This window comes from Clostridium sp. 2218st1_F5_2218SCRN_220325 (assembly GCF_039062665.1).
In the GTDB taxonomy this organism is placed as follows: Bacteria; Bacillota; Clostridia; order Peptostreptococcales; family Peptostreptococcaceae; genus Intestinibacter.
Genome location: NZ_JBCLNH010000003.1, coordinates 167,201 through 193,930, shown reverse-complemented (window position 1 = coordinate 193,930; position 26,730 = coordinate 167,201). Strand labels below are relative to the sequence as shown.

At 29.1% G+C, this 26,730-nt stretch carries 26 protein-coding genes, 1 tRNA gene, 1 rRNA gene, 1 riboswitch and 1 other annotated feature; all 28 genes read left to right on the top strand.

Translation table 11 applies throughout. From position 1 onward, the window contains the following. Nucleotides 1-125: 125 nt before the first annotated feature. A tRNA-Thr gene (locus tag ABCM86_RS03470) sits at nt 126-200 on the top strand. A 10-nt stretch (nt 201-210) separates the two neighbouring features. Next, nucleotides 211-327, top strand: a 5S ribosomal RNA gene (gene rrf, locus ABCM86_RS03465). Between the two features lie 402 nt (nt 328-729). Further along, nucleotides 730-1,971, top strand: a complete 1,242-nt coding sequence (hemA, locus tag ABCM86_RS03460) for a glutamyl-tRNA reductase (protein ID WP_343003495.1) — start codon at nt 730-732, stop codon at nt 1,969-1,971. A 21-nt stretch (nt 1,972-1,992) separates the two neighbouring features. Further along, a complete protein-coding gene (gene hemL, locus ABCM86_RS03455) occupies nt 1,993-3,288 on the top strand; it encodes a glutamate-1-semialdehyde 2,1-aminomutase (RefSeq protein ID WP_295735253.1) in 1,296 nt (431 codons plus the stop codon). Between the two features lie 215 nt (nt 3,289-3,503). After that, nucleotides 3,504-4,550 (top strand): nicotinate-nucleotide--dimethylbenzimidazole phosphoribosyltransferase, encoded by a 1,047-nt coding sequence (gene cobT, locus ABCM86_RS03450; protein ID WP_195929402.1) that lies wholly within the window; start codon nt 3,504-3,506, stop codon nt 4,548-4,550. A 21-nt stretch (nt 4,551-4,571) separates the two neighbouring features. Beyond that, nucleotides 4,572-5,132 (top strand): bifunctional adenosylcobinamide kinase/adenosylcobinamide-phosphate guanylyltransferase, encoded by a 561-nt coding sequence (cobU, locus tag ABCM86_RS03445; RefSeq protein ID WP_343003494.1) that lies wholly within the window; start codon nt 4,572-4,574, stop codon nt 5,130-5,132. A 6-nt stretch (nt 5,133-5,138) separates the two neighbouring features. Next, entirely contained in the window at nt 5,139-5,909 is a 771-nt protein-coding gene (cobS, locus tag ABCM86_RS03440) for an adenosylcobinamide-GDP ribazoletransferase (RefSeq protein WP_343003493.1), read from the top strand. Between the two features lie 18 nt (nt 5,910-5,927). Beyond that, the gene (locus tag ABCM86_RS03435; protein ID WP_295735345.1) at nt 5,928-6,536 is read left to right on the top strand and encodes a histidine phosphatase family protein; all 609 of its coding nucleotides are present in this window, start codon (nt 5,928-5,930) and stop codon (nt 6,534-6,536) included. Beyond that, nucleotides 6,532-6,697, top strand: a riboswitch (cobalamin riboswitch). (Overlaps the previous gene by 5 nt.) Nucleotides 6,698-6,850: 153 nt before the next feature. Further along, nucleotides 6,851-8,389, top strand: a complete 1,539-nt coding sequence (locus ABCM86_RS03430; protein ID WP_343003492.1) for a cobyric acid synthase — start codon at nt 6,851-6,853, stop codon at nt 8,387-8,389. A 9-nt stretch (nt 8,390-8,398) separates the two neighbouring features. Next, nucleotides 8,399-9,763: a cobyrinate a,c-diamide synthase gene (locus tag ABCM86_RS03425; protein ID WP_343003491.1), complete on the top strand. Its 1,365-nt coding sequence runs from the start codon at nt 8,399-8,401 to the stop codon at nt 9,761-9,763. Nucleotide 9,764: 1 nt separating this feature from the next. Beyond that, the gene (cbiB, locus tag ABCM86_RS03420; protein ID WP_343003490.1) at nt 9,765-10,754 is read left to right on the top strand and encodes an adenosylcobinamide-phosphate synthase CbiB; all 990 of its coding nucleotides are present in this window, start codon (nt 9,765-9,767) and stop codon (nt 10,752-10,754) included. 24 nt (nt 10,755-10,778) lie between these two features. Then, nucleotides 10,779-11,846 carry a threonine-phosphate decarboxylase gene (locus tag ABCM86_RS03415; RefSeq protein WP_295676837.1) on the top strand — a complete coding sequence of 356 codons (1,068 nt, stop codon included), beginning with the start codon at nt 10,779-10,781 and terminating at the stop codon, nt 11,844-11,846. Between the two features lie 4 nt (nt 11,847-11,850). After that, a complete protein-coding gene (locus ABCM86_RS03410; RefSeq protein ID WP_295763238.1) occupies nt 11,851-12,753 on the top strand; it encodes a serine/threonine protein kinase in 903 nt (300 codons plus the stop codon). Then, nucleotides 12,726-13,355 carry a cobalt-precorrin-8 methylmutase gene (locus ABCM86_RS03405; protein ID WP_195929393.1) on the top strand — a complete coding sequence of 210 codons (630 nt, stop codon included), beginning with the start codon at nt 12,726-12,728 and terminating at the stop codon, nt 13,353-13,355. Before ABCM86_RS03410 ends, ABCM86_RS03405 begins: the two co-directional genes overlap by 28 nt. A gap of 8 nt (nt 13,356-13,363) precedes the next feature. After that, nucleotides 13,364-14,515: a cobalt-precorrin-5B (C(1))-methyltransferase CbiD gene (gene cbiD, locus ABCM86_RS03400; RefSeq protein WP_295676833.1), complete on the top strand. Its 1,152-nt coding sequence runs from the start codon at nt 13,364-13,366 to the stop codon at nt 14,513-14,515. Next, nucleotides 14,512-15,120 (top strand): cobalt-precorrin-7 (C(5))-methyltransferase, encoded by a 609-nt coding sequence (locus tag ABCM86_RS03395; protein ID WP_295732852.1) that lies wholly within the window; start codon nt 14,512-14,514, stop codon nt 15,118-15,120. The genes cbiD and ABCM86_RS03395 overlap by 4 nt, the downstream gene beginning before the upstream one ends. Then, the gene (locus ABCM86_RS03390) at nt 15,110-15,691 is read left to right on the top strand and encodes a decarboxylating cobalt-precorrin-6B (C(15))-methyltransferase (RefSeq protein ID WP_195929390.1); all 582 of its coding nucleotides are present in this window, start codon (nt 15,110-15,112) and stop codon (nt 15,689-15,691) included. The genes ABCM86_RS03395 and ABCM86_RS03390 overlap by 11 nt, the downstream gene beginning before the upstream one ends. Beyond that, nucleotides 15,681-16,445, top strand: coding sequence for a cobalt-precorrin-4 methyltransferase (locus tag ABCM86_RS03385; RefSeq protein ID WP_343003489.1), 765 nt, complete (start codon nt 15,681-15,683; stop codon nt 16,443-16,445). Before ABCM86_RS03390 ends, ABCM86_RS03385 begins: the two co-directional genes overlap by 11 nt. Then, a complete protein-coding gene (cbiG, locus tag ABCM86_RS03380; RefSeq protein ID WP_195929389.1) occupies nt 16,429-17,574 on the top strand; it encodes a cobalt-precorrin 5A hydrolase in 1,146 nt (381 codons plus the stop codon). Before ABCM86_RS03385 ends, cbiG begins: the two co-directional genes overlap by 17 nt. Further along, nucleotides 17,571-18,296, top strand: a complete 726-nt coding sequence (cobJ, locus tag ABCM86_RS03375) for a precorrin-3B C(17)-methyltransferase (protein WP_295732849.1) — start codon at nt 17,571-17,573, stop codon at nt 18,294-18,296. Before cbiG ends, cobJ begins: the two co-directional genes overlap by 4 nt. 49 nt (nt 18,297-18,345) lie before the next feature. Beyond that, entirely contained in the window at nt 18,346-19,092 is a 747-nt protein-coding gene (gene cobK, locus ABCM86_RS03370; RefSeq protein ID WP_295676828.1) for a precorrin-6A reductase, read from the top strand. Between the two features lie 62 nt (nt 19,093-19,154). Beyond that, the gene (locus ABCM86_RS03365; protein ID WP_195929386.1) at nt 19,155-19,949 is read left to right on the top strand and encodes a sirohydrochlorin cobaltochelatase; all 795 of its coding nucleotides are present in this window, start codon (nt 19,155-19,157) and stop codon (nt 19,947-19,949) included. Between the two features lie 33 nt (nt 19,950-19,982). Next, on the top strand, nt 19,983-20,690 hold the full coding sequence (locus ABCM86_RS03360; RefSeq protein ID WP_295763246.1) for a cobalt-factor II C(20)-methyltransferase: 708 nt from the start codon (nt 19,983-19,985) through the stop codon (nt 20,688-20,690). 25 nt (nt 20,691-20,715) lie between these two features. Beyond that, nucleotides 20,716-21,612, top strand: coding sequence for a hydroxymethylbilane synthase (gene hemC, locus ABCM86_RS03355; RefSeq protein ID WP_295676826.1), 897 nt, complete (start codon nt 20,716-20,718; stop codon nt 21,610-21,612). Then, nucleotides 21,612-23,114: a uroporphyrinogen-III C-methyltransferase gene (cobA, locus tag ABCM86_RS03350; protein WP_295676824.1), complete on the top strand. Its 1,503-nt coding sequence runs from the start codon at nt 21,612-21,614 to the stop codon at nt 23,112-23,114. The genes hemC and cobA overlap by 1 nt, the downstream gene beginning before the upstream one ends. Nucleotides 23,115-23,142: 28 nt before the next feature. Beyond that, a complete protein-coding gene (hemB, locus tag ABCM86_RS03345) occupies nt 23,143-24,120 on the top strand; it encodes a porphobilinogen synthase (RefSeq protein ID WP_343003488.1) in 978 nt (325 codons plus the stop codon). A gap of 323 nt (nt 24,121-24,443) precedes the next feature. Beyond that, nucleotides 24,444-25,670, top strand: a complete 1,227-nt coding sequence (sstT, locus tag ABCM86_RS03340) for a serine/threonine transporter SstT (RefSeq protein ID WP_195929381.1) — start codon at nt 24,444-24,446, stop codon at nt 25,668-25,670. Between the two features lie 151 nt (nt 25,671-25,821). Continuing rightward, on the top strand, nt 25,822-26,397 hold the full coding sequence (locus ABCM86_RS03335) for a bifunctional precorrin-2 dehydrogenase/sirohydrochlorin ferrochelatase (protein ID WP_295676818.1): 576 nt from the start codon (nt 25,822-25,824) through the stop codon (nt 26,395-26,397). Nucleotides 26,398-26,485: 88 nt separating this feature from the next. Beyond that, nucleotides 26,486-26,691, top strand: a binding site (T-box leader). The last annotated feature ends 39 nt before the right edge of the window (nt 26,692-26,730 follow it).

Genomic DNA, 26,730 nt, shown 5'->3' with positions numbered 1-26,730 from the left:
TGATAGGTCAGAGGTGTAAGTGTAGTAATATATTTAGCTTACTGATACTAATAGATCGAGGACTTGACCAAATGAATTCATTCATTAAATGTTAGCAATTTTGAAAGTATTAAATAAATAAATATGCTGGTGTGGCTCAATGGCAGAGCAGCTGACTTGTAATCAGCAGGTTGTAGGTTCGACTCCTATCACCAGCTCCAAATAAAATTATGTGGTTATTATAGCAAGGAGGATACACCTGTTCCCATTCCGAACACAGAAGTTAAGCTCCTGAGCGCTGATGGTACTTGGTGGGCAACCGCCTGGGAGAGTAAGACGTAGCCACGTAATTTTTTTTTGTTTTCGAGAAATTAAACAATATAAAGGATAATATAAAATCTTTTTTTAAAAACCTAAATTGAATTTTCGAGCCTATTATAAATATAAATTATATTTAGTAAGGCTCATTTTTTTTACCGATTTTTACAAGATAAAGACTATGAAATAGAAAGAAGTACTTTTAGATTAGGGTATTTAATAAAGTACAAAATAAATACAATTATAAATTTAATTTAATTTAATATAGACTAATATACTTGATTTGATAATAAACAAATAAAAATAGCGATTTTGTAAGAATACTTTATTATTTTGGGACATGTTACTTTTTTTTTATAATAATATGTTATAAAATAAAAACTATAGGTAAAGGTGTTGAGTAGGGAAAATCTGAAAATATGGAGGAAGAATATGAACATAGGAGTTGTAGGGGTAAATCATAATTTAGCTCCAATAAATGTTAGGGAAGCCGTATCATTTACTGATACGAAAAAAATTGAAGCTATAAATATACTGTTAGATAAAGAGATTGAGGAAGTAGTAATTATATCTACTTGTAATAGAAGTGAAATATATATAAACGCAGAAAATATAGATATAAAAATTAATGAATTATCAGATTTTTATGAGCAGTATTTTGGGGTAAAAGATATAAATAAATATTTATTTAAGAAAACAAATTTAGAAGCAATTCAGCATTTATTTGAAGTTACAGCAGGTTTAGACTCACTTGTTTTGGGGGAAGACCAAATTCTTGGACAAGTAAGAGATGCCCATGAATTTTGTATGAAATTGGGTGCAACAAAAAAAGTATTTAATAAATTATTCAGAGATGCGATAACAACATCTAAAGAAATAAAAACTATAACAAAAATATCACAACAACCACTTTCAATTAGTTATATAGGTGTAAAATTACTTAAGGAGAAAATAGGTTCTCTAGAAGGTAAAAATGCTTTAATTGTAGGATTAGGTAAGATGAATTTACTTACTTTAAACCATTTAGAAGAAGAAAAGATAAAAAATATATATGTAGCTAATAGAAATATTGAAAAAACAAAGGCAATACAAAGTAAATTTAAAAATATAATTCCGATAGAATATAGTGATAGACATAAAGTTATTGAGGAAAAATCCATAGATATTATCGTTAGTGCAACAGCATCACCTCATTTAGTTATAAGATATGATGAAATGCCAAAATTAGATAAGAAAATATATATTATGGATATTGCATTGCCTAGAGATATAGATACTAAATTAAATGAATTAGATTATGTAGAATTATACGATATTGATGATTTAAAAGAAATTCACAATCAAAATGATATAAAAAGAAATGAGTTAGCACAAAAAGCACAAGAAATTATAAGTGTAAAAATTGACGAATTTGTAGAATGGCTAGACTTGACTTTCATGGATCCTACAATACAATCATTAAATAGTAAATGTATTGAAATTAAGGAAGACACTTTAGATTGTATTTATAGAAAAATCGATTTAAACCAAAGGGAAAAGAAAATAATCGAAAAAATGTTAGGTTCAGCATTAAAAAGGGTAATAAGAGAACCTATCATGAATTTAAAACAAGTAAAAAATAAAGGTCAGAGAGAAGAATACATAAAAGTTATTGAGGATTTATTTGAAATATAAATTTATGGAGGATATAAAGTAATGAAGTATACTAAATCAGAGCAATTATTTAAAGAAGCAGAGAAATACATTCCTGGAGGGGTAAATAGTCCAGTTAGAGCATTTAAATCAGTAGGATTAGCGCCTATATTTGCAGATAAAGCACATGGTGATAGATTAATCGATGTTGATGGAAATGAATATATAGACTATATTTGTTCTTGGGGACCTCTTATGCTAGGACATAGTCCAGATTTTATGTCTGAAGGACTAGAAGAAATGGCTAAGAGAGGGACAAGTTATGGGGTAGCAACACCAATAGAAATAGATGTTGCTAAAATAATAGTTGATGCATATCCTGCCATAGATCAGGTGCGTATGGTAAACTCAGGTACTGAGGCTACAATGAGTGCTTTAAGAGTGGCTAGAGGATATACTAATAGAAATAAAATACTTAAATTTGAAGGATGTTATCATGGACATTCTGATGGATTATTAGTTCAATCAGGTTCTGGAACTTTAACTTTTGGTGTTCCAACAAGTCCAGGAGTACCTGCTGACGTAGTAAAAAATACATTAGTATGTAGATATAATGATATAGAAGATGTAAGAAGAGTTTTTAAAGAACAAGGTGATGATATAGCAGCAGTAATAGTTGAAACTGTATCAGGAAATATGGGTGTTGTTCCAGGAACTCAAGAATTTATACAAGGACTAAGAGATATATGTACAGAGTATAAAAGTGTTTTAATATTCGATGAAGTTATAACTGGTTTCAGACTTGCTTACAATAGTTCAATCGGATACTTTGGTGTTGAACCAGATATGGTTTGCTTTGGTAAGATAATTGGTGCAGGTATGCCAGTTGGAGCATATGGAGCGAAAAAAGAAATAATGGCATGTGTATCTCCAGTAGGACCTGTTTATCAAGCTGGTACATTATCAGGAAATCCTCTTGCAATGTTCTTAGGAAAGAAAAACCTTGAAACATTAAGAGACCATAAAGATATTTATTCTGAATTAGACAGAAAAGGTAAAATGCTACAAGAAGGAATACAAGAGAATCTTAAAAAATTAGGATTAGATTATACTGTAAATAGAGCAGGGTCATTAGTTTGTTTATTCTTTACATCAGGACCAGTTCAAAACTTTGATGATGCAACTAAATCAGATATAGATAAATTTAATCAATATTTCAAAGAAATGTTAGACAGAGGAATATTAATTGCTCCAAGTCAGTATGAAGCAATGTTCTTATCTTATGCTCATACAGATGAGGATATAGAATATACAATAAAATGCAACTATGAAGCATTAAAAGCATGCCATAATTTATAAATAAAATCTAACTTTTATTATAAAAATATAAAAATTGGCAAAAAAATACAAATTAAATTATAAAAATCTAACGAAATTAGTAGAAACTTTAGAAATTAGTTTATATAATTTATAATAGATATATTTTTAATAAAATTAAACCTAGCCTTTATGGCTAGGATTAATTTTATTTATTTTTTGACAATATCTAATTCAAAATCAGAGGGAGGCATACAATGAGTTTAATCGAGAGTATATGTAAAAATATTTACCCATTAGATACTCGTTTTATGGAACAAGCACAAGCTAGGCAAGATAGGTTAATAAAACCACAAGGAAGTTTAGGAAAATTAGAAGAGATAAGTATACAATTAGCTGGTATATACGGAAGCAAGTATTTTGATACTACAAAAAAAATAGTTTTATCTTTTGCATGTGATCATGGTGTATATGAAGAAGGAGTAGCTCCAAATAATCAAAATATAACACTTTTACAATCTATGAATTTTCCAAAGAAAATTAATGGTGTAGGAACAATCTCTAAATTTGTAGGTTCAGATGTTCAATTAGTAGATGTAGGAATTAACTGCGATGAGCCAATTGAAGGTGTAATCGATTGTAAAATAAGAAAAAGTACATCTAATATGGCAAAAGGTCCTGCAATGACAAGACAAGAAGCTATAAGAGCAATAGAAATTGGGATAGAGATGTCTGAAAAATACATACAAGAAGATTATAAAGTTATAGGTATAGGTGAGATGGGAATAGCAAATACAACACCATCTGCTGCAATAATATCTGTAATTGCAGGATGTGATCCACAAGAAGTAACAGGAATGGGTGCAGGTCTTAAAAAAGAACTATTAGCACATAAAGCACAAGTAATAAGAACTGCTATAGAAATAAACCAACCAAATCCAACAGATGGAATAGATATATTACAAAAAGTTGGTGGATTTGAAATAGGTTCTATGGCTGGTGTTATATTAGGATGTAGTGCAAATAGAGTACCAGTTGTTTTAGATGGATTTATATCTTATGCAGCAGCTTTAATAGCAGTAAATATAAACCCAAGATGTAAAGATTATATGATAGCATCACACTATTCAGCAGAACCAGGAGCTAAGAAAGCTTTAGAATTATTAGGATTAGATCCATTCTTAAAAATGGATATGAGATTAGGAGAAGGTAGTGGGGCTGCTTTAGCATTCAATATGATAGAAGCTGCAAACTATGTTTATAAAAATATGCTAACTTTCGATGAAGTTGATATGGGTATGTAATAAAACATTAAGGAGAAAACTATGAGCAAAGTTATTTTAGTTACAGGTGGTGCACGCTCTGGAAAAAGTGGATTTGCAGAATCACTATGTAAAAACCAAAATAATAGTACTGCTTATATTGCAACATCAGTCGCTTTTGATGATGAAATGAAAGAAAGAGTTAGAAAGCATCAAGCAAGTAGACCAAAAGAGTGGAAAACATACGAAATTTATAAAGATATTTATAAAATAATAAAAAATATAAGTGAAAAACATCAAACAGTTATACTAGATTGCATCACTTTATTAGTAAATAATTTAATGTTTACTGATGGGATAGACATAGATAATGCAAGCGAAGAAGAGATAAATGAGTTAGAAGCTTATATACAAGATCAAATTAAAAAATTGATGGAAGAAGTTAAAAAAACTGATTTATATTTCGTTATGGTTACAAATGAAATTGGACTAGGAGTAGTTCCAGGTTATAAATTAGGTAGAGTTTACTGTGATTTTGTAGGCAGAATAAATCAAATGCTAGGAAAACTAAGTGATGAAGTTTATTTTGTTGTATGCGGAATTCCTACAAAAATAAAGGGGTAGAGAGATATGAATAGATTTATTTCAATACTACAATTTATGACGAGAATTCCAATTAGGATAGAAACAGGATTTGATGAAGAATTCCATAAATCAATAGTATATTTTCCATTAGTAGGATTTGTAATCGGTATAATAACATATACTTTGGGTTGGCTTTCGTTGACAATATTTGATCCATTTATAAGTGCTATAGTTATAACTCTTATAGAAGTTTTAACAACAGGAGGCCTTCATATAGATGGATTAGGTGATACATTTGATGCAATATACAGTAATAGAGACAAAGAACGAATTTTAGAAATAATGAAAGATTCCAGATTAGGAACAAATTCACTTCTTGCAATAATGTTTTTAATACTACTAAAAATAGGATTTATCAATAGCTTAGTACAAAATAACTTGTTATGGCTAGTTATTTTTATGCCGGTTATAGGGCGAATTGGAGTTATGATAATGACTTACAAAACAGTAACTCCAAGAGCAAAAGGTATGGGTAATTTATTTATAGGAAAATGTACTATAGGAATGCTTATAACAGGTATAGTATATTCTTCTATATTAATTATATTATTTGGAAAATTTATTTTCTTACAACCTATTGCGACAATTATAAAAGTTTTAAGTTCTATTATATTTATAATAGTATTTGCATTATTGTTTAAAAAACATATATATAAAAAGATTGATGGTGTAACTGGAGATATATTAGGTTGCACGATAGAACTTGGAGAAGTATTTTTCTTAATATATACTTATATGCTAATTTCAGTAATTTAGCATTGTAAGGAGAAGAAAATGAAAAAATTAATTTTAGTACGTCATGTACTTACAGAAGATAATAAACTTGCGAAACTCTCTGGTCATATAGATAGTAAAGTAAGTGAAGAAGGAAAGATACAAATAGAAAAAATAACAGGCTTTTTAAGTGATGAAAAAATTGATAAGATATATACTACGACGTCAAGTAGAACTAAAGAGACTGCAAAATATTTAGCTAAAATAAATTCAATAGAAATACAACAGAGTAAGGATTTACAAGAAATTAACTTTGGAGATTTTGAAGGAAAAGACTTCAAAGAAATTCAAAAAGATTATCCTGATGAATTTAACAAAATGATAGAAGAAGGATATGAATATACATATCCAAATGGAGAAAGCTTGGTTGATTGTTTTGAAAGAGTATCAAAAGAAACACAATTTATTTTAGATGAGTCTGATGAAGGTGAGACAATCTTAATATGTGCTCATGCAGGGACAATTAGAAATATTTTAACATATTTAATTTCAAATAGTTTTGAATACCATTGGAATTTTAAAATCGACAATGCATCTATAAGTATTGTTGAAATTGATAATGGATTTGCTGTTATTAATAAGTTAAATGAAACAAGTTTTTTAAAATAGAATATTAGATTAATTTTTCTCAGGGAAAAAGGTAAAAGCCTTTACAGCCCCCGCTACTGTGAAACGGATGAAACTATAGAAACCACTGTTTGAGAAAATGGGAAGGTGTAGGAGTAGGATGATGTTAAGTCAGGATACCTGGATTAATTAATTTATTAGAGTTAAAATCTCGGGGTGAAGATTTTTTTATAAATACAAAAAATCCTAATCTCGTTATTAGGATTTTTTTGTTAGTTTTCTAAATATATATACGATAAATATAGATTTATTTTAGTTAATATATAGCGCTACAAATAATAGAAGGGGAAGAGGCTATGAGTAAGAAAATAATGTTTCAAGGAACTGCATCCAATGTTGGGAAAAGTACAATAGTTACAGGTTTAGGTAGAATATTTAAACAAGATGGCTATACTGTAACTCCTTTTAAATCTCAAAATATGGCCCTTAATTCATTTATAACAAAGGAAGGACTAGAGATGGGAAGGGCCCAAGTTTCACAAGCAGAAGCATGTGGATTAGAACCAATAGCAGATATGAACCCAATATTACTTAAACCATGTGGCAACAATAAAAGCCAAGTTATAGTAAGAGGAAAGGTAGTTGGAGATATGACTTCTCCACAATACCATGAATATAAGCTAGAGTTAATGGATGTATTGAGAGATATATTTAAAGAATTTGAAGAAAACTACGATATAGTTGTTATGGAAGGTGCAGGAAGTGCAGCAGAAATCAACTTAATGGAAAGAGATATTTCCAATATGGGAATGGCAACAATAGCAGATGCACCAGTAATATTAGTTGGTGATATTGATAGAGGTGGCGTTTTTGCATCACTTGTTGGAACAATGCTTTTATTAAGCGAAGAAGATAGAAAGAGAGTAAAAGGGGTAATAATAAATAAATTTAGAGGTAGAAAAGAGCTTTTAGATTCCGGAGTAAAAATGTTAGAAGAAATAATAAATATACCTGTATTAGGTGTTGTACCTTATTGTGATATAAAAATAGAAGATGAGGATAGTGTAACTACGAGATTTAAAAAGCAAATGGCGAGAAATGATATACATATAGAAATTGTTAGAACGCCACATATGTCTAATTTTACAGATTTTAATATATTTGAAACTCAAGAAGATGTAAGTATTAGATATGTAGATTATGGAGAATCTCTAGGAAATCCTGATATAGTAATTATTCCAGGTACTAAAAGTACAATAGATGATTTAATGTTTTTAAGAAATAATGGTCTTGAAGAACAAATAAAGGAATTACATAGAAGAGGAAAATTAGTTATAGGTATTTGTGGTGGATATCAGATGCTAGGTAAAAAATTAAGAGACCCATATCATGTCGAAAGTGATTTAGAGGAAGTTGAAGGGATAGGTCTTCTAGATACTGAAACAACTTTTGAACTAGAAAAGACGACAACTCAAGTTGAGGCAATAATAGATAAAGATTTAAGTGGATATTTAAATAATTTAGAAGGTAAAAAAGTTAAAGGATATGAAATACATATGGGCGTTACCAATAGAGGTAATGAAATAAAAAATCTATGCACAATTACACAAAAATTAGATGAAAAAGTTAATTACACAGAAGGAAGTGTAAACTCAGAGTGCAATGTTTTCGGAACATACCTTCATGGAATATTTGATGATGTAGATTTTACTAGAACTATATTAAACAACATAAGAGAAATGAAAGGTCTAGATAAAATAGACAGTAAAGTTAAATCATTTAAAGAATTTAAGGATAAAGAATACGACAGATTAGCAGACTTCTTAAGAGAACATCTTGATATAGAAAAGATATATCAAATAATGCAAGAGCACGAAGAAAGTAAAGGACAATAGGTGGTAGAGATGAAGAAAATATTAATTGCAGGGACAAATAGTGGTGTCGGAAAGACAACTATTTCATTAGGTATAATGCAAGCACTTACAAAAAGAAAACTACAGGTACAACCATTTAAAGTTGGACCAGATTATATAGATCCTTCTTATCATACTTTTATAACAGGAAGATATTCTAGAAATTTAGATTCATATATGCTTGAAGATGAAAAAATAAAGTATATAGTAAAAGAAGCATCTAAAGATGCTGATATAGCAGTAGTAGAAGGTGTAATGGGATTATATGATGGATATGGAATAGATTTAAATGATTGCACAAGTTCATATACATCAAAAATGTTAAAAGCACCAGTTATATTAGTCATAAATGCAAAAGCTATGGCCGCATCTTCTGCAGCTATGGTTTTAGGATATAAAATGCTAGATACTGATGTAAATATAAAAGGTGTTATAACTAATAATGTAAAAAGTGAAAGTCATTACAATACTTTAAAAAGTGCTATCGAAAAATACACAGGCATAGAAGTTTTAGGATATTTTCCACCAAATAAAGAATTTTCACTAGAGTCTAGACATTTAGGTCTTGTCCCAAGTGTAGAAATGGACTCTTTAAAGCAAAAATTTGATAACTTAGCAGATGAAATCGAAAAATATATAGATATTGATAGAATATTAGAAATATCAGAAACACAAGACATAGATAGCAATTTTGATTTAGATAAATTTATAAAAGAACATAAAGTAGAAAATAAATCTATAGCTATAGCATTTGATAAAGCATTTAATTTCTACTATAGAGAAAATATAGAATTATTAGAGAAGCTAGGATTAGAAATAAAATATTTTAGTCCGATGCATGATGAGAAAGTTCCAAAAGCTGATTATATTTATATAGGAGGAGGTTTCCCAGAAATATTCTCAAAAGAATTACATGACAATAAATCAATGAGAGAATCAATATTAGATGCTCATAAAAATAATATACCTATATATGCAGAATGTGGCGGTCTTATGTATTTAGGCGAAAAACTAGAAAATCAAAATAAAGAGTTGTTCAATATGGTCGGCATATTTAAAGGAACGAGCAAAATGACATCATCATTGAAACGATTTGGATATTGTAATGGTAAAGCAAAAGAAGATACTATTTTAGCTAAAAAGGGACAAGTAATAAAAGGGCATGAGTTCCATCATTCAATATTTGATAGTGAGGAGCCTTGTGCATACGAAATGACAAAAGAAAGAAATGGAGTAGTCGTAGATAGATGGGATGGAGGGTATAGTAGCGGAAATACCTTAGCAACTTATTTACATACTCATTTTTATAACAACTTAGATTGTATAGCAAACTTTTTAGAAAAAGGAAATAAATAAGATGAATATACTATCATTATATTTAGGATATATTACTGACTTGATTGTAGGTGACCCTTATTCATTTCCTCATCCAGTTAAATATATAGGAAAATTAATAAAGGTCGTAGAAAACTTTATAAGAAAAGTAGCAAAAAGTGATAAAGGATTAAAAATAGGTGGATTTTTTCTATGGTTTATAACTGTAGGAATAACTTTTTTAATAACTTACATAATTATGAAACTGGTAAGTTTTAACATGGTAATTTATGTTATAATTAATTCAGTTGTGATTTATACAACATTAGCTACAAAATGCTTAAAAGATGAAGCAAAAAAGATCTATGAAGTATTAAAGACAGGAAATATAGAAAAATCAAGAATTCAACTATCTTATATAGTAGGTAGAGATACTGAAAATTTAAGTGAAAAAGAAATAATAAGAGCAACAGTAGAGACAGTTGCAGAAAATACTGTTGATGGTTTAATTTCACCGTTATTTTATGCTTTTATTGGTGCAGGATTAACTGTTGGTGGAATATCACTTGCAGCCCCACTTGCAATGACTTATAAAGCAATTAATACTTTAGATTCAACAGTAGGATATAAAAATGAAAAATATCTTCATATTGGTTTTGCTTCGGCAAAAATTGATGATATAGCTAATTATATTCCATCGAGAATATCAGTTATATTATTTACAATAGGAAACTTTTTCTTGAGAAATGATTATAAAAATTGTTTCAAAATAGCAATAAGAGATAGAAAAAATCATAAAAGCCCAAACTGTGCATTTTCAGAAGGTGCAGTTGCAGGTGCATTAGGAATTCAATTAGGTGGTACAAATGTTTATTTTGGAGAAACAGTATATAAGCCGACTATTGGAGATAAAACTAGAGAAATAGAAGTTCAAGATATAGCAAGAACAAACAAAATTTTATACGCAACTTCTTTAACTTCTATGCTAGTATTCACATTATTTTACGTGATAATATATTGTATTTTCATGTAATTAATGATTATAAGGAGGATACATATGAAGGATTTAGGCCATGGGGCTAATGTCAATAATATGGCTAAACAGTTTGGAAAAAACGAAGAAAATATAATTGATTTTAGTTCAAATGTAAATCCACATATAATTTCCAATCTAGGAAAATATGTTTTGGAAGGGTTAGAAAAAAGTAGAAGCTATCCAGATATAAACTATACAAATTTAAGAGAAAATATTTCTGATTATATAAATATAGATAGTAAAAATATAATTCCAGGTAATGGAGCAACAGAAATTATATATCTTCTTATGAAAAGTATAAAAAAGAGAATAGCAATATTAAATCCTACTTTTTCAGAGTATGGTAGAGGGGCTAAATTAAATGATTTAGAAGTAATAAACTTTCATTTAAAAGAGGAAGATAACTTTAGCATTGATTTAGATGAAATACAACAAAATATAGAAAAATTTGATAGTTTGTTTGTTTGTAATCCTAATAATCCAAATGGAAAAGTTAAAGATTTAAATAGATTATTAGATTTGATGATTGAAAATAATAAACTTTTAATTGTAGATGAAACTTTTATGGAATTTGTAGAAAATGAAGAACAATACAGCTTAGTAAATAGGGTAAAAGAAACACCAAATCTATTTATATTAAAAGCAGTAACTAAATTCTTTGGGATGCCAGGACTTAGATTAGGATATGGCGTAACTAGCAATGAAGAAATAATAGAAACTATATATCACTACAAAGAACCTTGGACTATAAATTCTTTTGCTGAAAATTTATCTAATTATTTATTTAAAGATAAAGAATATATAAAAAACAGCAAAGATTATTATATAAGCGAAAGAAAGTTTATGTTAGAAGAATTGAGAAAAATATCTCGATTAAAAGTTTATGATACAGATACAAACTTCATTCTTATAAAATTGAGAGATTACGAAGCTAATTTATTAAAATTAGAGCTTTTTGAAAAATACAATATTCTTATAAGAGATGCCTCAAACTTTATTGGATTAGATAAAAATTATGTTAGAGTGGCAATAAAAAGTCACAAAGATAATAAAATCTTAATCGAATCATTAAACAAAATATTAGGATAATAATATGAAGTTTTATGGAGTATGTCCAGCATCTTGTGGAGAATTTGTACAAGGTATTTTAGACAATGAAGAATATTTATCATCATATGCAATTAATTTATTTTCAGTGGCAACTTTAGAAGAAAGCAAAGACATAATTAACAAAGGCCCTAGTAAATCAAGGCGAGCTATGGAGCTTGTCTTTGAAAAATTTAATATACCTATAGAAGATACAAAAAATATATCACTCAATATAAAAAGTCAGATACCTATTGGAAAGGGAATGGCTAGTTCTACCGCTGATATTGGAGCTACAATAAAAGCTACATTATCTATGTTGAATAAAACCTTAACCGGAGAGGAAATCTCCAAATTAGCCGTAAAAATAGAAGCGACTGATTCTCTACTACTCAATCAACATAGTATATTTAATCCACTTACAGCAGATGTAAAAAAATATCTAGGTGGAATAAATGATACAAAGGTAGTTATATTAGAGCCTGATGATATTTTAAATACAAAACTAATTAGAACTATGCCAGATTACAAATCTTATAAGATGCAAAATAAAGAAATAATAAAAACATCTTTTGATTTATTAGATGAAGGTCTATTAAAAAACGATCTTGATTTAATTGGAAGAGCATGCACATATAGTGGTTTGGCAAATGAAAACATACACAAAAAACCATTTTTAAAAGAGATTATAGAAATTTCCGATAGATTTGGGTGTTATGGGGTAAATATTGCCCATAGCGGAACTGTTATTGGAGTTCTAATGCATAAAGAAATGGATGATAAAAGAATAATACAATATTTGAGAGATAGTGAAATATCTCGACACTATAAAAAAATATATACATCAGACATTATTGATGGACAATCCAGGGAGGAAGAAGAATGGAATATATTAAAGACCCAAAAATGATAGAAGTAAGAAGTTTTGAAATAATTCAAGGGATAATCGATGATATAAGACCAGGATATAAATTTAAAAATGAAATAGAAGAAAAAATTATAAAACGTTGCATACACACAAGTGCAGATTTTGAATACTTAGACATATTAAAAATATCAGAAACTGCTGTAGAAAATATAATAGATGCATTAAATAATAAATGCACAATATACACAGATACAAATATGGCTTTAAGTGGAATCAATAAAACTAGATTAAATGCACTAGGATGTGAGTATAAATGTTTAGTTGCAGATGAAAAAACAAGAGAGCTAGCAAAAGAAAAAGGTATAACTCGTTCTATGGCAGCAGTTGAATTAGCTATGCAAGATACAGGAAGAAAGATATTTGTTCTTGGAAATGCCCCAACAGCTTTATATAAAGTTATGGAAATGCAAAAATCAGGTTGTAATGTAGATGCAGTAGTAGGTGTACCAGTTGGATTTGTTGGTGCTGCTGAGTCAAAATATGAATTAGAACAAACAGAAATACCTCATATAGTGGCACAAGGTAGAAAAGGTGGTAGCAATATAGCTGCTGCGATAGTTAATGCAATACTATATGCAATGTAGGTAGAGTTATGGAAGAGTATGTATATATAGACGGCAAAAAATATAGAAGAGGATATACTACAGGATCTTGTGCAGCAGCAGCCTCTAAAGCAGCAACATATATGTTAATTACTCAAAAAAAACTGGAGTCAGTTAATATAGATACGCCCAAGGGAATTTATCTTACTTTAAAGCCTGAAAATATAGAAATAAATAAAAAATATGCGATTTGTTCTATTCAAAAAGATGGTGGAGATGATATCGATGCAACTCATAAAATGGACATTTTTGCAAAAGCAGAAATAATCGATAGAATTGATGAGGAAGAAGATATTTATGTAACAGGTGGCATAGGAGTAGGAACAGTAACAAAAAAAGGACTGAAAGTAGAGGTTGGAAAATCTGCAATCAATCCAGTTCCAATGAATATGATTAAAACCGAAATCCACAAAGTATTAGGAACAGATTTAAACACATATATAGATAAATCAAAAACACTAAAAATTACTATATCTGCGCCAGAAGGTGTTGAAATTGCTAAAAAAACATTCAATCCTAGACTTGGTATAGTTGGAGGAATATCTATCTTAGGTACTTCTGGAATAGTAGAACCTATGAGTGATGAAGGATGGAAAAAATCATTATCTATTGAGCTTGAAATGAAAAGAGCACAAGGAATTGACCAAATCATCTTAGTCCCAGGAAACCACGGTGAAGAGTTTATAAAAAATGAACTTGGCTTGGATGAAAAATATGTAGTTAGAATGAGTAATTTTGTAGGCTATATGCTTATGGAAGCCAAGCGTATGGGATATAAAAAAATACTTATGGCAGGACATATTGGTAAATTTATAAAGATAGCTGCCGGCATATTCCACACGCATAGCAAAGTCGCTGATGCTAGAAATGAAATTATGATTGCTAACTTGGCACTTATGGGAGCGCCACTAGAATTTTTACAAGAAATAGATAAATGTGTGACAGCTGAGGGTGCAGTAGAAATAATAGATGATAGTGAATATACAGGTGTTTATGAAATCTTATGTAATAAATGCAGAGATAGAGTAAAACAACATTTAGGTGATGATGATATAGAAGTAGGTGTGTATATGTTTAGAATGGACAAATCATATCTAGCAAAATCTGATAATGCAGAGTCCATAGTGGAGGTATTCAAATGATAAATATTATAGGTTTGGGTCCTGGTAACACAGGTTATATTACTAAATTTGGTGAGAAAATTATTTACTCATCAGATGTAGTGATTGGTGGAAGAAGAAATCTAGAATCAATAGAAGATTTTAAAGGTGAAAAGATAGTTTTATCTACTAATCTAAAAGAAATTCTAGAATATATACAAAATAACTTAGATAAAAATATTTCTGTTATAGCATCTGGAGATCCATCTATATATGGGATTGGAAAATACCTTTCAAATAACATAGAACACAAACATCTAAATATAGTTTCTGGGATAAGCTCTCTTCAATATATATTCTCAAGAATATTTGTAGACATGAATGATGTTTATATTACAAGTAGTCATGGGAAAGTGCCAGATTTTGATTATATACTTTCTCATAAAAAGGTATGTATGGTTACTGATAGTAAAATTGGACCACATGAGATAAGTAGAGAAATACAAAAAAGAAATCTGAAAAAAACTGTTGTTGTAGGAGAAAATCTATCTTATGAAAATGAGAAGATAACAATAGGAAAACCAGAAGCTATATTAGCAGTTGATAAATTTGATATGAATGTAGTGGTGATATTAGATGAAGAATAAAGATTTTATAACAGGAAAAGTTCCTATAACAAAAGAAGAAGTTAGAGCTATTTCTCTAAATAAACTAGAGTTATTAAATGCAAAAACTTTTATTGATGTAGGTGCAGGAACAGGAAGTGTATCAATTGAAGCAGGATATAGCTATCCAAATTTAAAAGTTATAGCTATTGAACGTAATGATGATGCAATTGATTTAGTAAAACAAAATAAAGAAAAGTTCAATTTAGATAATGTAGAAATAATAAAAGCTTATGCACCTGTAGAATTAGATAAAGATATAAAAGCAGATGCAATTTTCCTTGGTGGAACTGGTAAAAAATTAGAAGAAATTATAGATTGGTCTAAAGACTTACTAGTTGATGGAGGAAGACTTGTAGCAAACTTTATAATAATAGATACATTTTATGAAATGTTGAGATTAGTAAAAGAAAAAGGGTTTAAAAATATTGATGTTACAGTTTTAAATGTTGCAAAACTTGAAAAGTTAGGAACAGGGGAATATTTTAAACCTCACAATCCAATATATATAATTTCATGCGAAAAAGGAGTAGAAGAAGATAATGAATACTAACATTAATAAAGTACATTTTGTAGGGGCAGGTCCTGGGGATAAAGAATTAATAACATTAAAAGGATATAAATTACTAAGTAATGCTGATGTTGTAATATACGCAGGTTCATTAGTAAACCCAGCACTTCTTGAATATTGTAAAGAAAGTTGTGAAATACATGATAGTGCATATATGAATTTACAAGAAATCATAGAAGTTATGGAAAGAGGAATTAGAGAAGGAAAATCAGTTGTAAGATTACAAACAGGAGATTTCTCTATATATGGTTCAATAAGAGAACAAGTTGAAGATTTAGCAAAATTAAATATAGATTATGACTGCACACCAGGTGTAAGTTCATTCTTAGGTGCATCATCAGCACTAGGAGTTGAATATACAGTTCCAGAAGTATCTCAAAGTGTTGTTATAACTAGAATGGAAGGAAGAACTCCAGTTCCGCCAAAAGAATCTATAGAATCTTTTGCCAAACACCAAACTTCAATGGTAATATTCTTATCTGTTCAAGAAATTGAAAAAGTAGTAGAAAAATTAATAGCTGGTGGATATCCAAAAACTACTCCAATAGCAGTAATATATAAAGCTACTTGGCCAGATGAAAAAGTAGTAAAAGGGACTTTAGAAGATATAGCAGCTAAAGTAAAAGAAAACGACATAAAGAAAACAGCATTAATAATGGTAGGGGAATTCTTAGGTACTACATATAATAATTCAAAATTATATGATAAGGACTTCAAACATGAATACAGAAAATAATAAAATTGCTATTATATGTATTACTGAGAATGGAAAAAAGTTAGCATTAGAAATGCAAAATAAATTACATGAAGGTGATATTTATTTTGTAAAAAGAGAAAAATCTACAGAGTTACAAGAGGTTTGTAACATAAGTAACGATGATAATGCTAAAATAAATACTCAATATAAAAGTATTGAAAATATAGTTAGGATAAAAGAAAAATTAAGCAACTTTATACCTACGATATTTAACAAATATAGATATATTATATTTATTATGGCTACTGGAATAGTAGTGAGGACAATCGCTCCATTAATACAAAGCAAATTTAAAGACCCAGCAATATTAGTGACTGATGAAAAAGGGACTAATGTGATAAGTTTATTGAGTGGACATATGGGAGGAGCAAATGAAATGACTTTATATATAAGCCATTTAATAAATGCAAATCCAGTTATAACAACTGCAACAGATATAAACAATAAATCTTCATTAGATATGATAGCAAAAAGTATAAATGGATATATAGAAAACTTCAGAGATAATGTATTGAAGGTGAATTCTATGATAGTTAACAACAAGCCCGTAGGTTTATTTATAGATGGAGACTATCACATAGATACAAGAGGTTTTACACTTTTAACATATGAAGATATGTTAAATATCCATAACAACAATAATAAAGATTTAGAAAATATAGAGACAATAGTCGTAGTAACTAATAAGCAAAAACTAGATTTCAAAAGCGACAAAATAATAAAATTAGTTCCAAAAGACATTGTATTAGGAGTTGGATGTAAGAAAAATACTGATAGCCAACATATGAAAGAATCGCTACATGAGTTTTCAAGAATTAACAATATAGATATAAATTCTATAAAGAAAATAGGTAGTATAGAAATAAAAAAAGATGAAAAAGCAATTATAGATTTAGCAAACTATTTAAATGTGCCTTTTGAAACATTTACCGTAAAAGAAATATCACAAATAGATCATCTATATGGAAAATCGGAATGGGTCAAAAAGAATGTAGGAGTATATTCTGTAGCTGAACCATGTGCACATTTACTTAGTGATGGAAATTTAATTATTGAAAAACAAAAATACACTGGAATAACATTTTCGGCAGGGAGAGTGAACAAATGATATACGTTATAGGAATAGGTCCTGGATGCAGAGACTTAATGACACAAGAAGCAATAGCAGCAATGGAAGATGCTGAAGTAATCGTAGGTTACAAAACATATATAAAATTAGTTGAAGAATTTATACAAGATAAAGAAGTAGTTCAAAATGGAATGAGAAAAGAAGTAGATAGATGCCAAGAAGCTATCGAAATTGCTAAAACAGGTAAAAAAGTAGCTGTTATAAGTAGTGGAGATTCTGGAATATATGGAATGGCAGGTCTAATACTTGAGTTAGTAACAAAACAAGGCGTAGATATACCAGTTAAAGTAGTACCAGGAGTTACTGCAAGTATAGGAGCAGCTGCAGTATTAGGAGCACCTATAATGCATGATTTTTGCCATATAAGTTTAAGTGATTTAATGACTCCATGGGAAGTTATAGAAAAAAGATTAAGATTAGCGGCAGAAGCTGATTTTGTAATATGTTTATATAACCCAAGAAGTAAAGGAAGAAGCGAACACTTAGCAACAGCATTTAAAATAATGAGTGAATTTAAAGATGGTTCAACTCCTGTTGGAATAGTAAAAGATGTAGGAAGAGCAGATGAAGAAAAATTCATATGTACTTTCGATACAATGGATTTTGAAAGAGTTGACATGACTACTATGGTTATAATAGGAAACAAATCAACATATATCCACGATGATTTAATGATAACACCAAGAGGATATACAGTATAACTAGTATTATAAAAAGAAATTATTAAGCATAAAGGAAAGGATACATATCATGATTTTAGTATTAGGTGGAACATCCGATAGTATAGGTATTTGCAATAAATTAAACGAAATGAACTTACCATATATGGTTTCAGTTACAACAGAATATGGGAGGGATATTGCCAAAAAAGCTACAGAGAATGTATTCTTAGGAAAATTGACAATAGAAGATATGGTATCTTTAATAAAAGAAAAGAACATAACTCAAATAATAGATGCAACACATCCTTATGCAACAATTGTATCTAGCAATGCAATTGAATGTTCAAAGATATCAAATACAGATTATGTGAGATTTGAAAGAGAATCTCTTATAAAACAAATAGATTATGACGATATATATGTTGTTGAAGATATAGAACAAGCATGTGAAATTGCAAATGAAAAAGGAAATAACATATTTATTGGAACAGGTAGTAAAAATTTAGATAAATATATAGAACTTATAAAGGGAAAAAAACTAATTGCGCGCGTATTGCCTACAAGTGATGTCCTAAAAAGTTGTGAAGAATTAGGACTTAATGCAGATAACATAATCGCTATGAAGGGTCCTTTTACTGAAGAAATTAATATAGCTACTTATAGACAATATGACATAGATTTATTAATTACTAAAGAAAGTGGAGTTGCAGGAGGATTTTTAGAAAAAATTAATGCATGCAAAGCTTTAAATATACCAGCGGTAATCATAACTAGAAAACAAATTGACTACCCAAAAGTAATAAATAGAATTGAAGATATAGAAAAAATAGTATAGTTTTGTGGGTTATTTTTATTTTTAAATTGGAGGAGTATTTAAATATTAAGGAGAAATTAAAGATGAAAAAAGCAGTATTAGTAGTAAGCTTTGGTACAAGCTATCATGAAACTAGAAAGAAGACAATAGAAGCATGTGAACAAAAGATAAGTGAGAATCTTAAAGGATATGATTTTTATAGAGCATTTACTTCAAATATGATAATTAGAAAATTAAAAAAGAGAGATAACATGCTTATTGATAATCCAGTAGAGGCTCTACAAAAATTAGCAGATGCAGGATATGAAGAAGTAGTAGTTCAAACATTACACATAATATGTGGTGAAGAATACAACAAATTAAAAGAACAAGTTGAAAGTTTTAAACCTAAATTCAAAAAAATAGCTTTAGGTAGACCTCTTTTAACTTCAATAGAAGACTATAAAGAAACAGTTGAAGCTGTAAGAAAACAACTAGAAATAATTAAACCAGATGAAGCAGTTGTATTTATGGGACACGGAACTACACACGAAAGTCATGCAGCTTATCCAGCTTTAGAATATATGTTTAGAGACAATGATATGAATGTATATATAGGAACAGTTGAAGGATATCCTGAAATAGAGCAAGTAGTTAAAAAATTAAAAGCAGATAACATAAAAACTGTTGATGTATTACCTTTCATGTTAGTTGCGGGAGACCATGCTACTAATGATATGGCAAGTGATGAAGAAGATTCATGGAAATCTATATTAGAAAAAGAAGGATTTAATGTAAAGGTGCATTTACAAGGTTTAGGGGAATATCCAGCAATCCAAGATAAATTTGTTAACCATGCATTAGATTGCGCAAAAGAATTAGAAAAAGAGTTAGCATAAATTAACGTACGAGGCTAGATGGAGGAAATATAAATGGCAAAATTTTATGGAATAGGAACTGGACCAGGAGATAGTACATTAGTAACAATAAAAGCAGTAAATACAATAAAAATGTTAGATATATTATATACACCAGAACCAAAAAAAGGTGGAGATAGTTTAGCATTATCAATAGTAAAGGAATATGTACCAGATACTGTTGAAATAAAACAAAGACATTTCCCAATGAACAATGATAGTGTAGAAAAAATGGCATCATGGGATGCTATAGCAGCTGAAATAAAAGATGATGTAAAAGCAGGGAAAGAAGTAGGATTTATAACTTTAGGAGATCCTATGATATACAGTACTTATGTATATATTATGGAAAGATTAATGGACGAGATAGAAGTTGAAACTATACCGGGTATATCATCTTTCTCAAATATAGCATCAAATCAAAACTTCCCATTAGTAATGGATACAGACCCACTTATGGTTATACCATGTACTATGGAAGAAGAGAAAATAGATGCAGCATTACAAACATATGATTGTTTCGTTCTTATGAAAGTATATAAGAACTTTAAAGAAATCGTTCAAAAATTAGAAAAATACGATTTAATAGATAGTGCTATTTTAGTAAGTAACTCATCTCAAGAAAGAGAAGTAGTTTATAAAGATTTAAGAGATGTTCATCTACAAGAAAAAATATCATATTTTTCTACAATATTAGTTAATAGAAACAATAAAAGAAAATAATCTTAAAACATTTAAGGAGATAAATATGAAATTAGTAGTAGGAACTAGAGGTAGTAATTTAGCCCTTGTTCAAACAAATTGGGTTGTAGAACAATTAAAAAAGAATAACCCAGATATAGAGTTTGAGATAAAAATTATAAAAACAAAGGGCGATTTAATAAAAGACTTACCACTAGATAAAATAGGTGATAAGGGATTATTCGTAAAAGAAATCGAAAAAAGTCTTTTAGATAAAGAAATAGATATGGCAGTTCATAGTATGAAGGATATGCCATCATATCTTCCAGAAGGACTTAAATTTGCACATTCTCCAAGAAGAGAAGACCCTAGAGATGCTCTTATTTTTAGAGAAGGTTATAAAACTTTAGAAGATTTACCTCAAGGTGCAAAAATAGGAACTGGAAGTAAAAGAAGAAAATATCAATTATTAAAACATAGACCAGATTTAGAAATTGTCCCTATAAGAGGTAATATCGAGACAAGAATAAAGAAAATAGAAACAGAAAATCTTGATGGTGTAGTATTAGCAGCATCAGGACTGAGAAGAGCTGGATTAGAAGAAAAAATAGATTATTATATACCGACAGATATTATGTTACCTGCTCCTGCACAAGGAATATTAGCTCTTGAAATTAGAGAAGATGATAAAGAGACTGAAAAAATAATAGATTCTATAAAAGATAATATTACAAAAGTACAAATAGATGCAGAAAGAGGTTTCTTAATAGGTGTTAATGGAAGTTGTCATATACCTATGGGAGCTTATTGTGAAGTAGATGGAGAAAAAATTACTCTGACTGGACTTTATGGAGATGGAGACGGAAAGAAAATAGTAATTCAATCTAAAGAAGGAACTCTAGCTGATGCACAAAAAATAGGATATGAATTAGCAAAAAGTGTATTAAAGGAGTATGAAAAATAATGAAGGGGAAAGTTTACTTAGTGGGGGCAGGACCTGGCGATTATAAACTATTAACATTAAAAGGGTTAGAATGCATAAGAAAAGCAGATGTTATAGTTTATGACAGACTTGCTAATATAAATTATTTAAAAGAAGCTAAAAAAGGCTGCGAGTTTATAAATGTTGGAAAAGCATCAAGTGACCATTTAGTACCTCAAGATCAAATAAATAGAATAATAGCTGATAAAGCCTTAGAAGGAAAAATAGTAACAAGACTTAAAGGTGGAGATCCATATGTATTTGGTAGAGGTGGAGAAGAAGGTGAACTTCTTGAAGCAGAGGGAATTGATTTTGAGGTTGTTCCAGGAATAACTTCAGCAATCGGTGGGCTTTGTTATGCTGGAATTCCAATAACTCATAGAGACCATGCATCATCATTCCATGTTATAACTGGTCATCTTAGAAAAGATGGAAAAGAAAATCCTGATATAAACTGGAATGCCTTAGCTAATATGAGAGGTACACTTGTATTTTTAATGGGGGTAGCAAATTTAAAAAATATAAGTGAAAATTTAATGAGAGAAGGTATGGCTAAAGATACACCTGTAGCATTTATCAGCTGGGCAACACGCTACAATCAAAGTGTTGTTACAGCAACGCTTGAAAATGCTTATGAAGTTGCTATGAAAGAAGGTGTAAAACCACCAACATTAATAGTAGTAGGAACAGTTGTAAACCTTAGAGAAAAGTTAAACTTCTTTGAAAATAAACCTCTATTTGGCAAAAATATAATGGTTACTAGGTCAAGAAGCCAAAATAGCAAATTAGTAGAACAAATAATGGATTTAGGCGGAAATCCTATTGAGATACCAACTATAAAAATTGAAAAAGTTCAAGATAATAAAGAATTAGAAAATGAAATAAAAAATATTAAAGATTATACTTATTTAGTTTTAACTAGCAAAAATGGAGTAGATATATTCTTCGATAAATTAGATGAATTAGGGCTAGACTGTAGAGCACTTGCAAATATAAAAGTTTGCTCAATTGGTGCAGCTACATCAAAAGCTATCCAAAGAAGAGGAATTAAACCAGACATACAGCCTAAAAATGCTGTAGGAGAATCTTTGTATGATGAGTTAAAAGATATTGTCACAAAAGATGATAAGATTTTAATTCCTAGAGCTAAAAATGCTAGAAAATTCTTAGTTGAAAAACTAAACGAAATATCTAATGTAACAGAAGTTATAACATATGAAAGTGTAATGGATGATAGCAAAAAAGAAGAAGCTATAAAAGCATTAGAAGAAGGCAATCTAGATTATATCACATTTGCTAGTTCATCAACTGTAACAAACTTTATCAAGCTAATTGGAGAAGAAAACAAAGATAAATTGTCTAATACTAAAATAATATCAATAGGCAGAATAACTACAAAAACTATTTTAGATAATAATTTAGAAGTTTATAAACAAGCAGAAAATGCATCTATTGAAAGTATGATAGAGGCAATGTCAGAATAAGCTACCTATTAATATGAAAGGAGCCAAAATGTTAAGAAGACCAAGAAGACTTAGAGCTACACAAGCTTTAAGAAATTTAGTAAGAGAAACAAAATTAGAAAAAGAAGATTTAATCTATCCTCTATTTATAGTGGATGGTGAAAATATAAAAAGAGAAATATCTTCTATGGAAGGTGTTTATCACTTCTCTGTAGATATGTTAGAAGATGAAATTAAAGAATTAGTTGAATTAGGAATAGAACATGTAATATTATTTGGTGTTCCTGATGACAATAAAAAAGACTGTTGTGGTAGCGAAGCATATAACGATAACGGAGCTTTACAACAAGGTATAAGAAAAATAAAAGAAATAGCGCCACAAATGGATGTAATATGTGATGTTTGTATGTGTGAATATACAAGTCATGGACATTGTGGAATATTAACAGAAGATGGATACGTAGATAATGACAAAACATTAGAATATTTATCAAAAATAGCTGTTAGTTATGCAAAATCAGGTGCAGATATGGTAGCTCCTTCTGATATGATGGATGGAAGAATAGGAGCACTTAGAAATGCATTAGATGAAAATGGTTATGAAACTGTTGCAATAATGGCATATAGCGCAAAATATGCATCAGCATTCTATGGACCATTTAGAGATGCTGCAAACTCAGCACCAGCATTTGGAGATAGAAAAACATATCAAATGGATCCAGCAAATTCTAATGAAGCTATGATAGAAGCTGATTTAGATATTGCAGAAGGTGCAGACATAATAATGGTTAAACCGGCTCTTTCTTATTTAGATATAATAAGAAGGTTTAAAGATAATTATGACTTACCAATAGCGGCTTACAATGTAAGTGGAGAGTACTCTATGTTAAAAGAAGCTGTTAAAAAAGGTCTATTAAGTGAAGATGCTATATATGAAGCTGTAATGTCTATAAAAAGAGCTGGGGCTACAATTATAATTACTTATTTTGCAAAAGATATAGCAAAATTAATTAATACAAAAAAATAATTTTTTACGAATAAAAAAATTAATACAAAAATAATGAAATCTCTTCTTTTAAAATTTCAAAAGAAGAGATTTTTTTTTCATTTTTCCTAAAATTTATAATATTAATGAAAGTATATACAATGAAAAATTTAATTTATTTAATATTTTAAATATAAAAAATAAAAAAATATTTCACAAGATTTATACTTTTTGTTTTTTTATGGCAATTTGCAGGAAAATAATGTATTATTAATAGATAATAGGAATAATTTAACAAAAAGATAAATGGAATTATTTTTTTCTTTTTATCGCATGCACAAAATAATATAAGGAGGAATGTTTTTATGAAGGGAATTTTAGAAAAATGGAACAGTATAAGTTTGGTTAAACGTATATTGGTAGGGATGATAATTGGTATTATTTTAGGTACATTTGCTAAGGAAGCTCAAATTATAGGACTTTTAGGGGAATTATTTGTTGGAGCATTAAAAGCAGTAGCTCCAGTATTGGTATTTTTCTTAGTTATTGGTGCTTTAGCACAACATAAAGATGGTAAAAAGAATAACATGGGTTCAGTTATAGCACTATATTTAATTGGTACTTTTTGCTCTGCTTTAGTAGCAGTTGTAGCAAGTTTTATATTCCCAGTTACAATTAATTTGGGTTCAGTAGCAGAGGTTGATACAGCAATACCTGGAGGAATAGGTGAAGTATTAAAAACACTATTACTAAATATAGTTAGTAATCCAGTTGGAGCTATAGTAGATGCAAATTATGTTGGTATATTAGCTTGGGCAGTAGTATTTGGTTTAGCATTAAGAAAATCTTCAGATAGAACAAAAGAATTTTTAGCTGATATTTCAGATGCAGTTACACAAGCGGTGAAATGGGTTATAAGTTTTGCTCCATTTGGTATATTAGGATTAGTTTTCACAGCTATATCAACAAATGGTATAGGTATATTTAAAGATTACGGTTCATTATTAGCATTATTATTAGGATGTATGGCAGTTGTTGCATTTGTTGTAAATCCAATAATAGTATATTTAAATATAAGAAAAAACCCATATCCATTAGTATTTAAATGTTTAAAAGAAAGTGGTATAACTGCATTCTTTACTCGTAGTTCAGCAGCGAATATACCAGTTAATATGGAGTTATGTGAAAGTTTAGGATTAAATGAAGATAATTATTCAGTATCAATACCATTAGGTGCTACTATAAACATGGGTGGTGCAGCAGTTACAATAACAGTATTATCATTAGCGGCTGTTCATACTTTAGGAATAACAGTAGATATACCAACTGCTATAGTTCTTAGTGTATTAGCTGCAGTTTCTGCATGTGGTGCATCAGGTGTAGCAGGTGGATCGCTTTTACTTATACCATTAGCATGTAGTTTATTTGGTATATCAAATGAAGTAGCGATGCAAATGGTTGGTGTAGGATTTATTATAGGAGTTATACAAGACTCTTGTGAAACTGGACTTAACTCTTCAACAGATGCTTTATTTACTGCAGCAGCAGAATTTAAAGAGTGGAGAAAAGAAGGAAGAAAAATTCCAGTATAATTATAAATTTAATTAAATTAGAATACAATACAATATCAAAAGGCTATTATAAAGTTGAAATATACTTTTTAATAGCCTTTTATAATGCTATGATATAATATTTTTAAATGCTTATATTTAAAATAAAATAAATAATAGAAAGGTGTAAAAAATGCTTTATCCAATAAATTTAGATATAGAAAATATAAAAATCACTATAATCGGTGGAGGTAAGGTAGCTTATAGAAAGGCTACAAATTTTTTAGATTTTGGGAAAAAGGTAACTGTAATTTCAAAAGAATTTGTTTGTGAATTTGATGAAATAAAAGATAAGATAGAGATGATTTGTGATGAATACAAAGAAAAATATATAGATGACTCATTTGTAGTAGTAGCATCTACTAATAACAAAGAGGTAAATCATGAGATAGGAATCTATTGCAATAAACATGGTAAATTAGTAAATGTTGTAGATGATAAAGAGCTTTCTAATTTTACTGTCCCATCATATGTTAAGCGAGGGGAATTGCTATTAAGTATATCAACAGGTGGAAATAGCCCATCTTTATCGGCGAAAATAAAAAGAGAGCTAGAAGAAAAATATGATGAATCATATGAAGAATATATAGAGCTTTTGGGACTAGCTAGAGCAAAAATAATAAAAGAAAATAAGGATATAAATGAAAGAAGGAAAAAAATAAAAGCCTTAATCGATTTATCAGTAGATGAACTTAAAGAAAAAATTTAATTTATAAAATAAAATTAATTTATTGACAGAATATTAAAAGTTTTATATTATTTTATTATAATATGATTACTTACTAAAATGAAACATGTTAAATTCTATGAAGAAGATAGTAACATAGGTAGAATTTATAGAGAGTCTGGGATGGTGGAAGCTGGGCAAAGAAACCTATTGTGAAGAGAGCTTTGGAGAATGTTTTTTGAATTAAGTAGAAAAACAGGTAATCTTGCCTTAAAAGAGTAGAGTGGATAAGTTTCTTATCAATGAGAGTGGTAACGCGGTATATTCGTCTCTTGGTTTTTTAGCCGAGAGACTTTTTTAATATACAGAATTTAT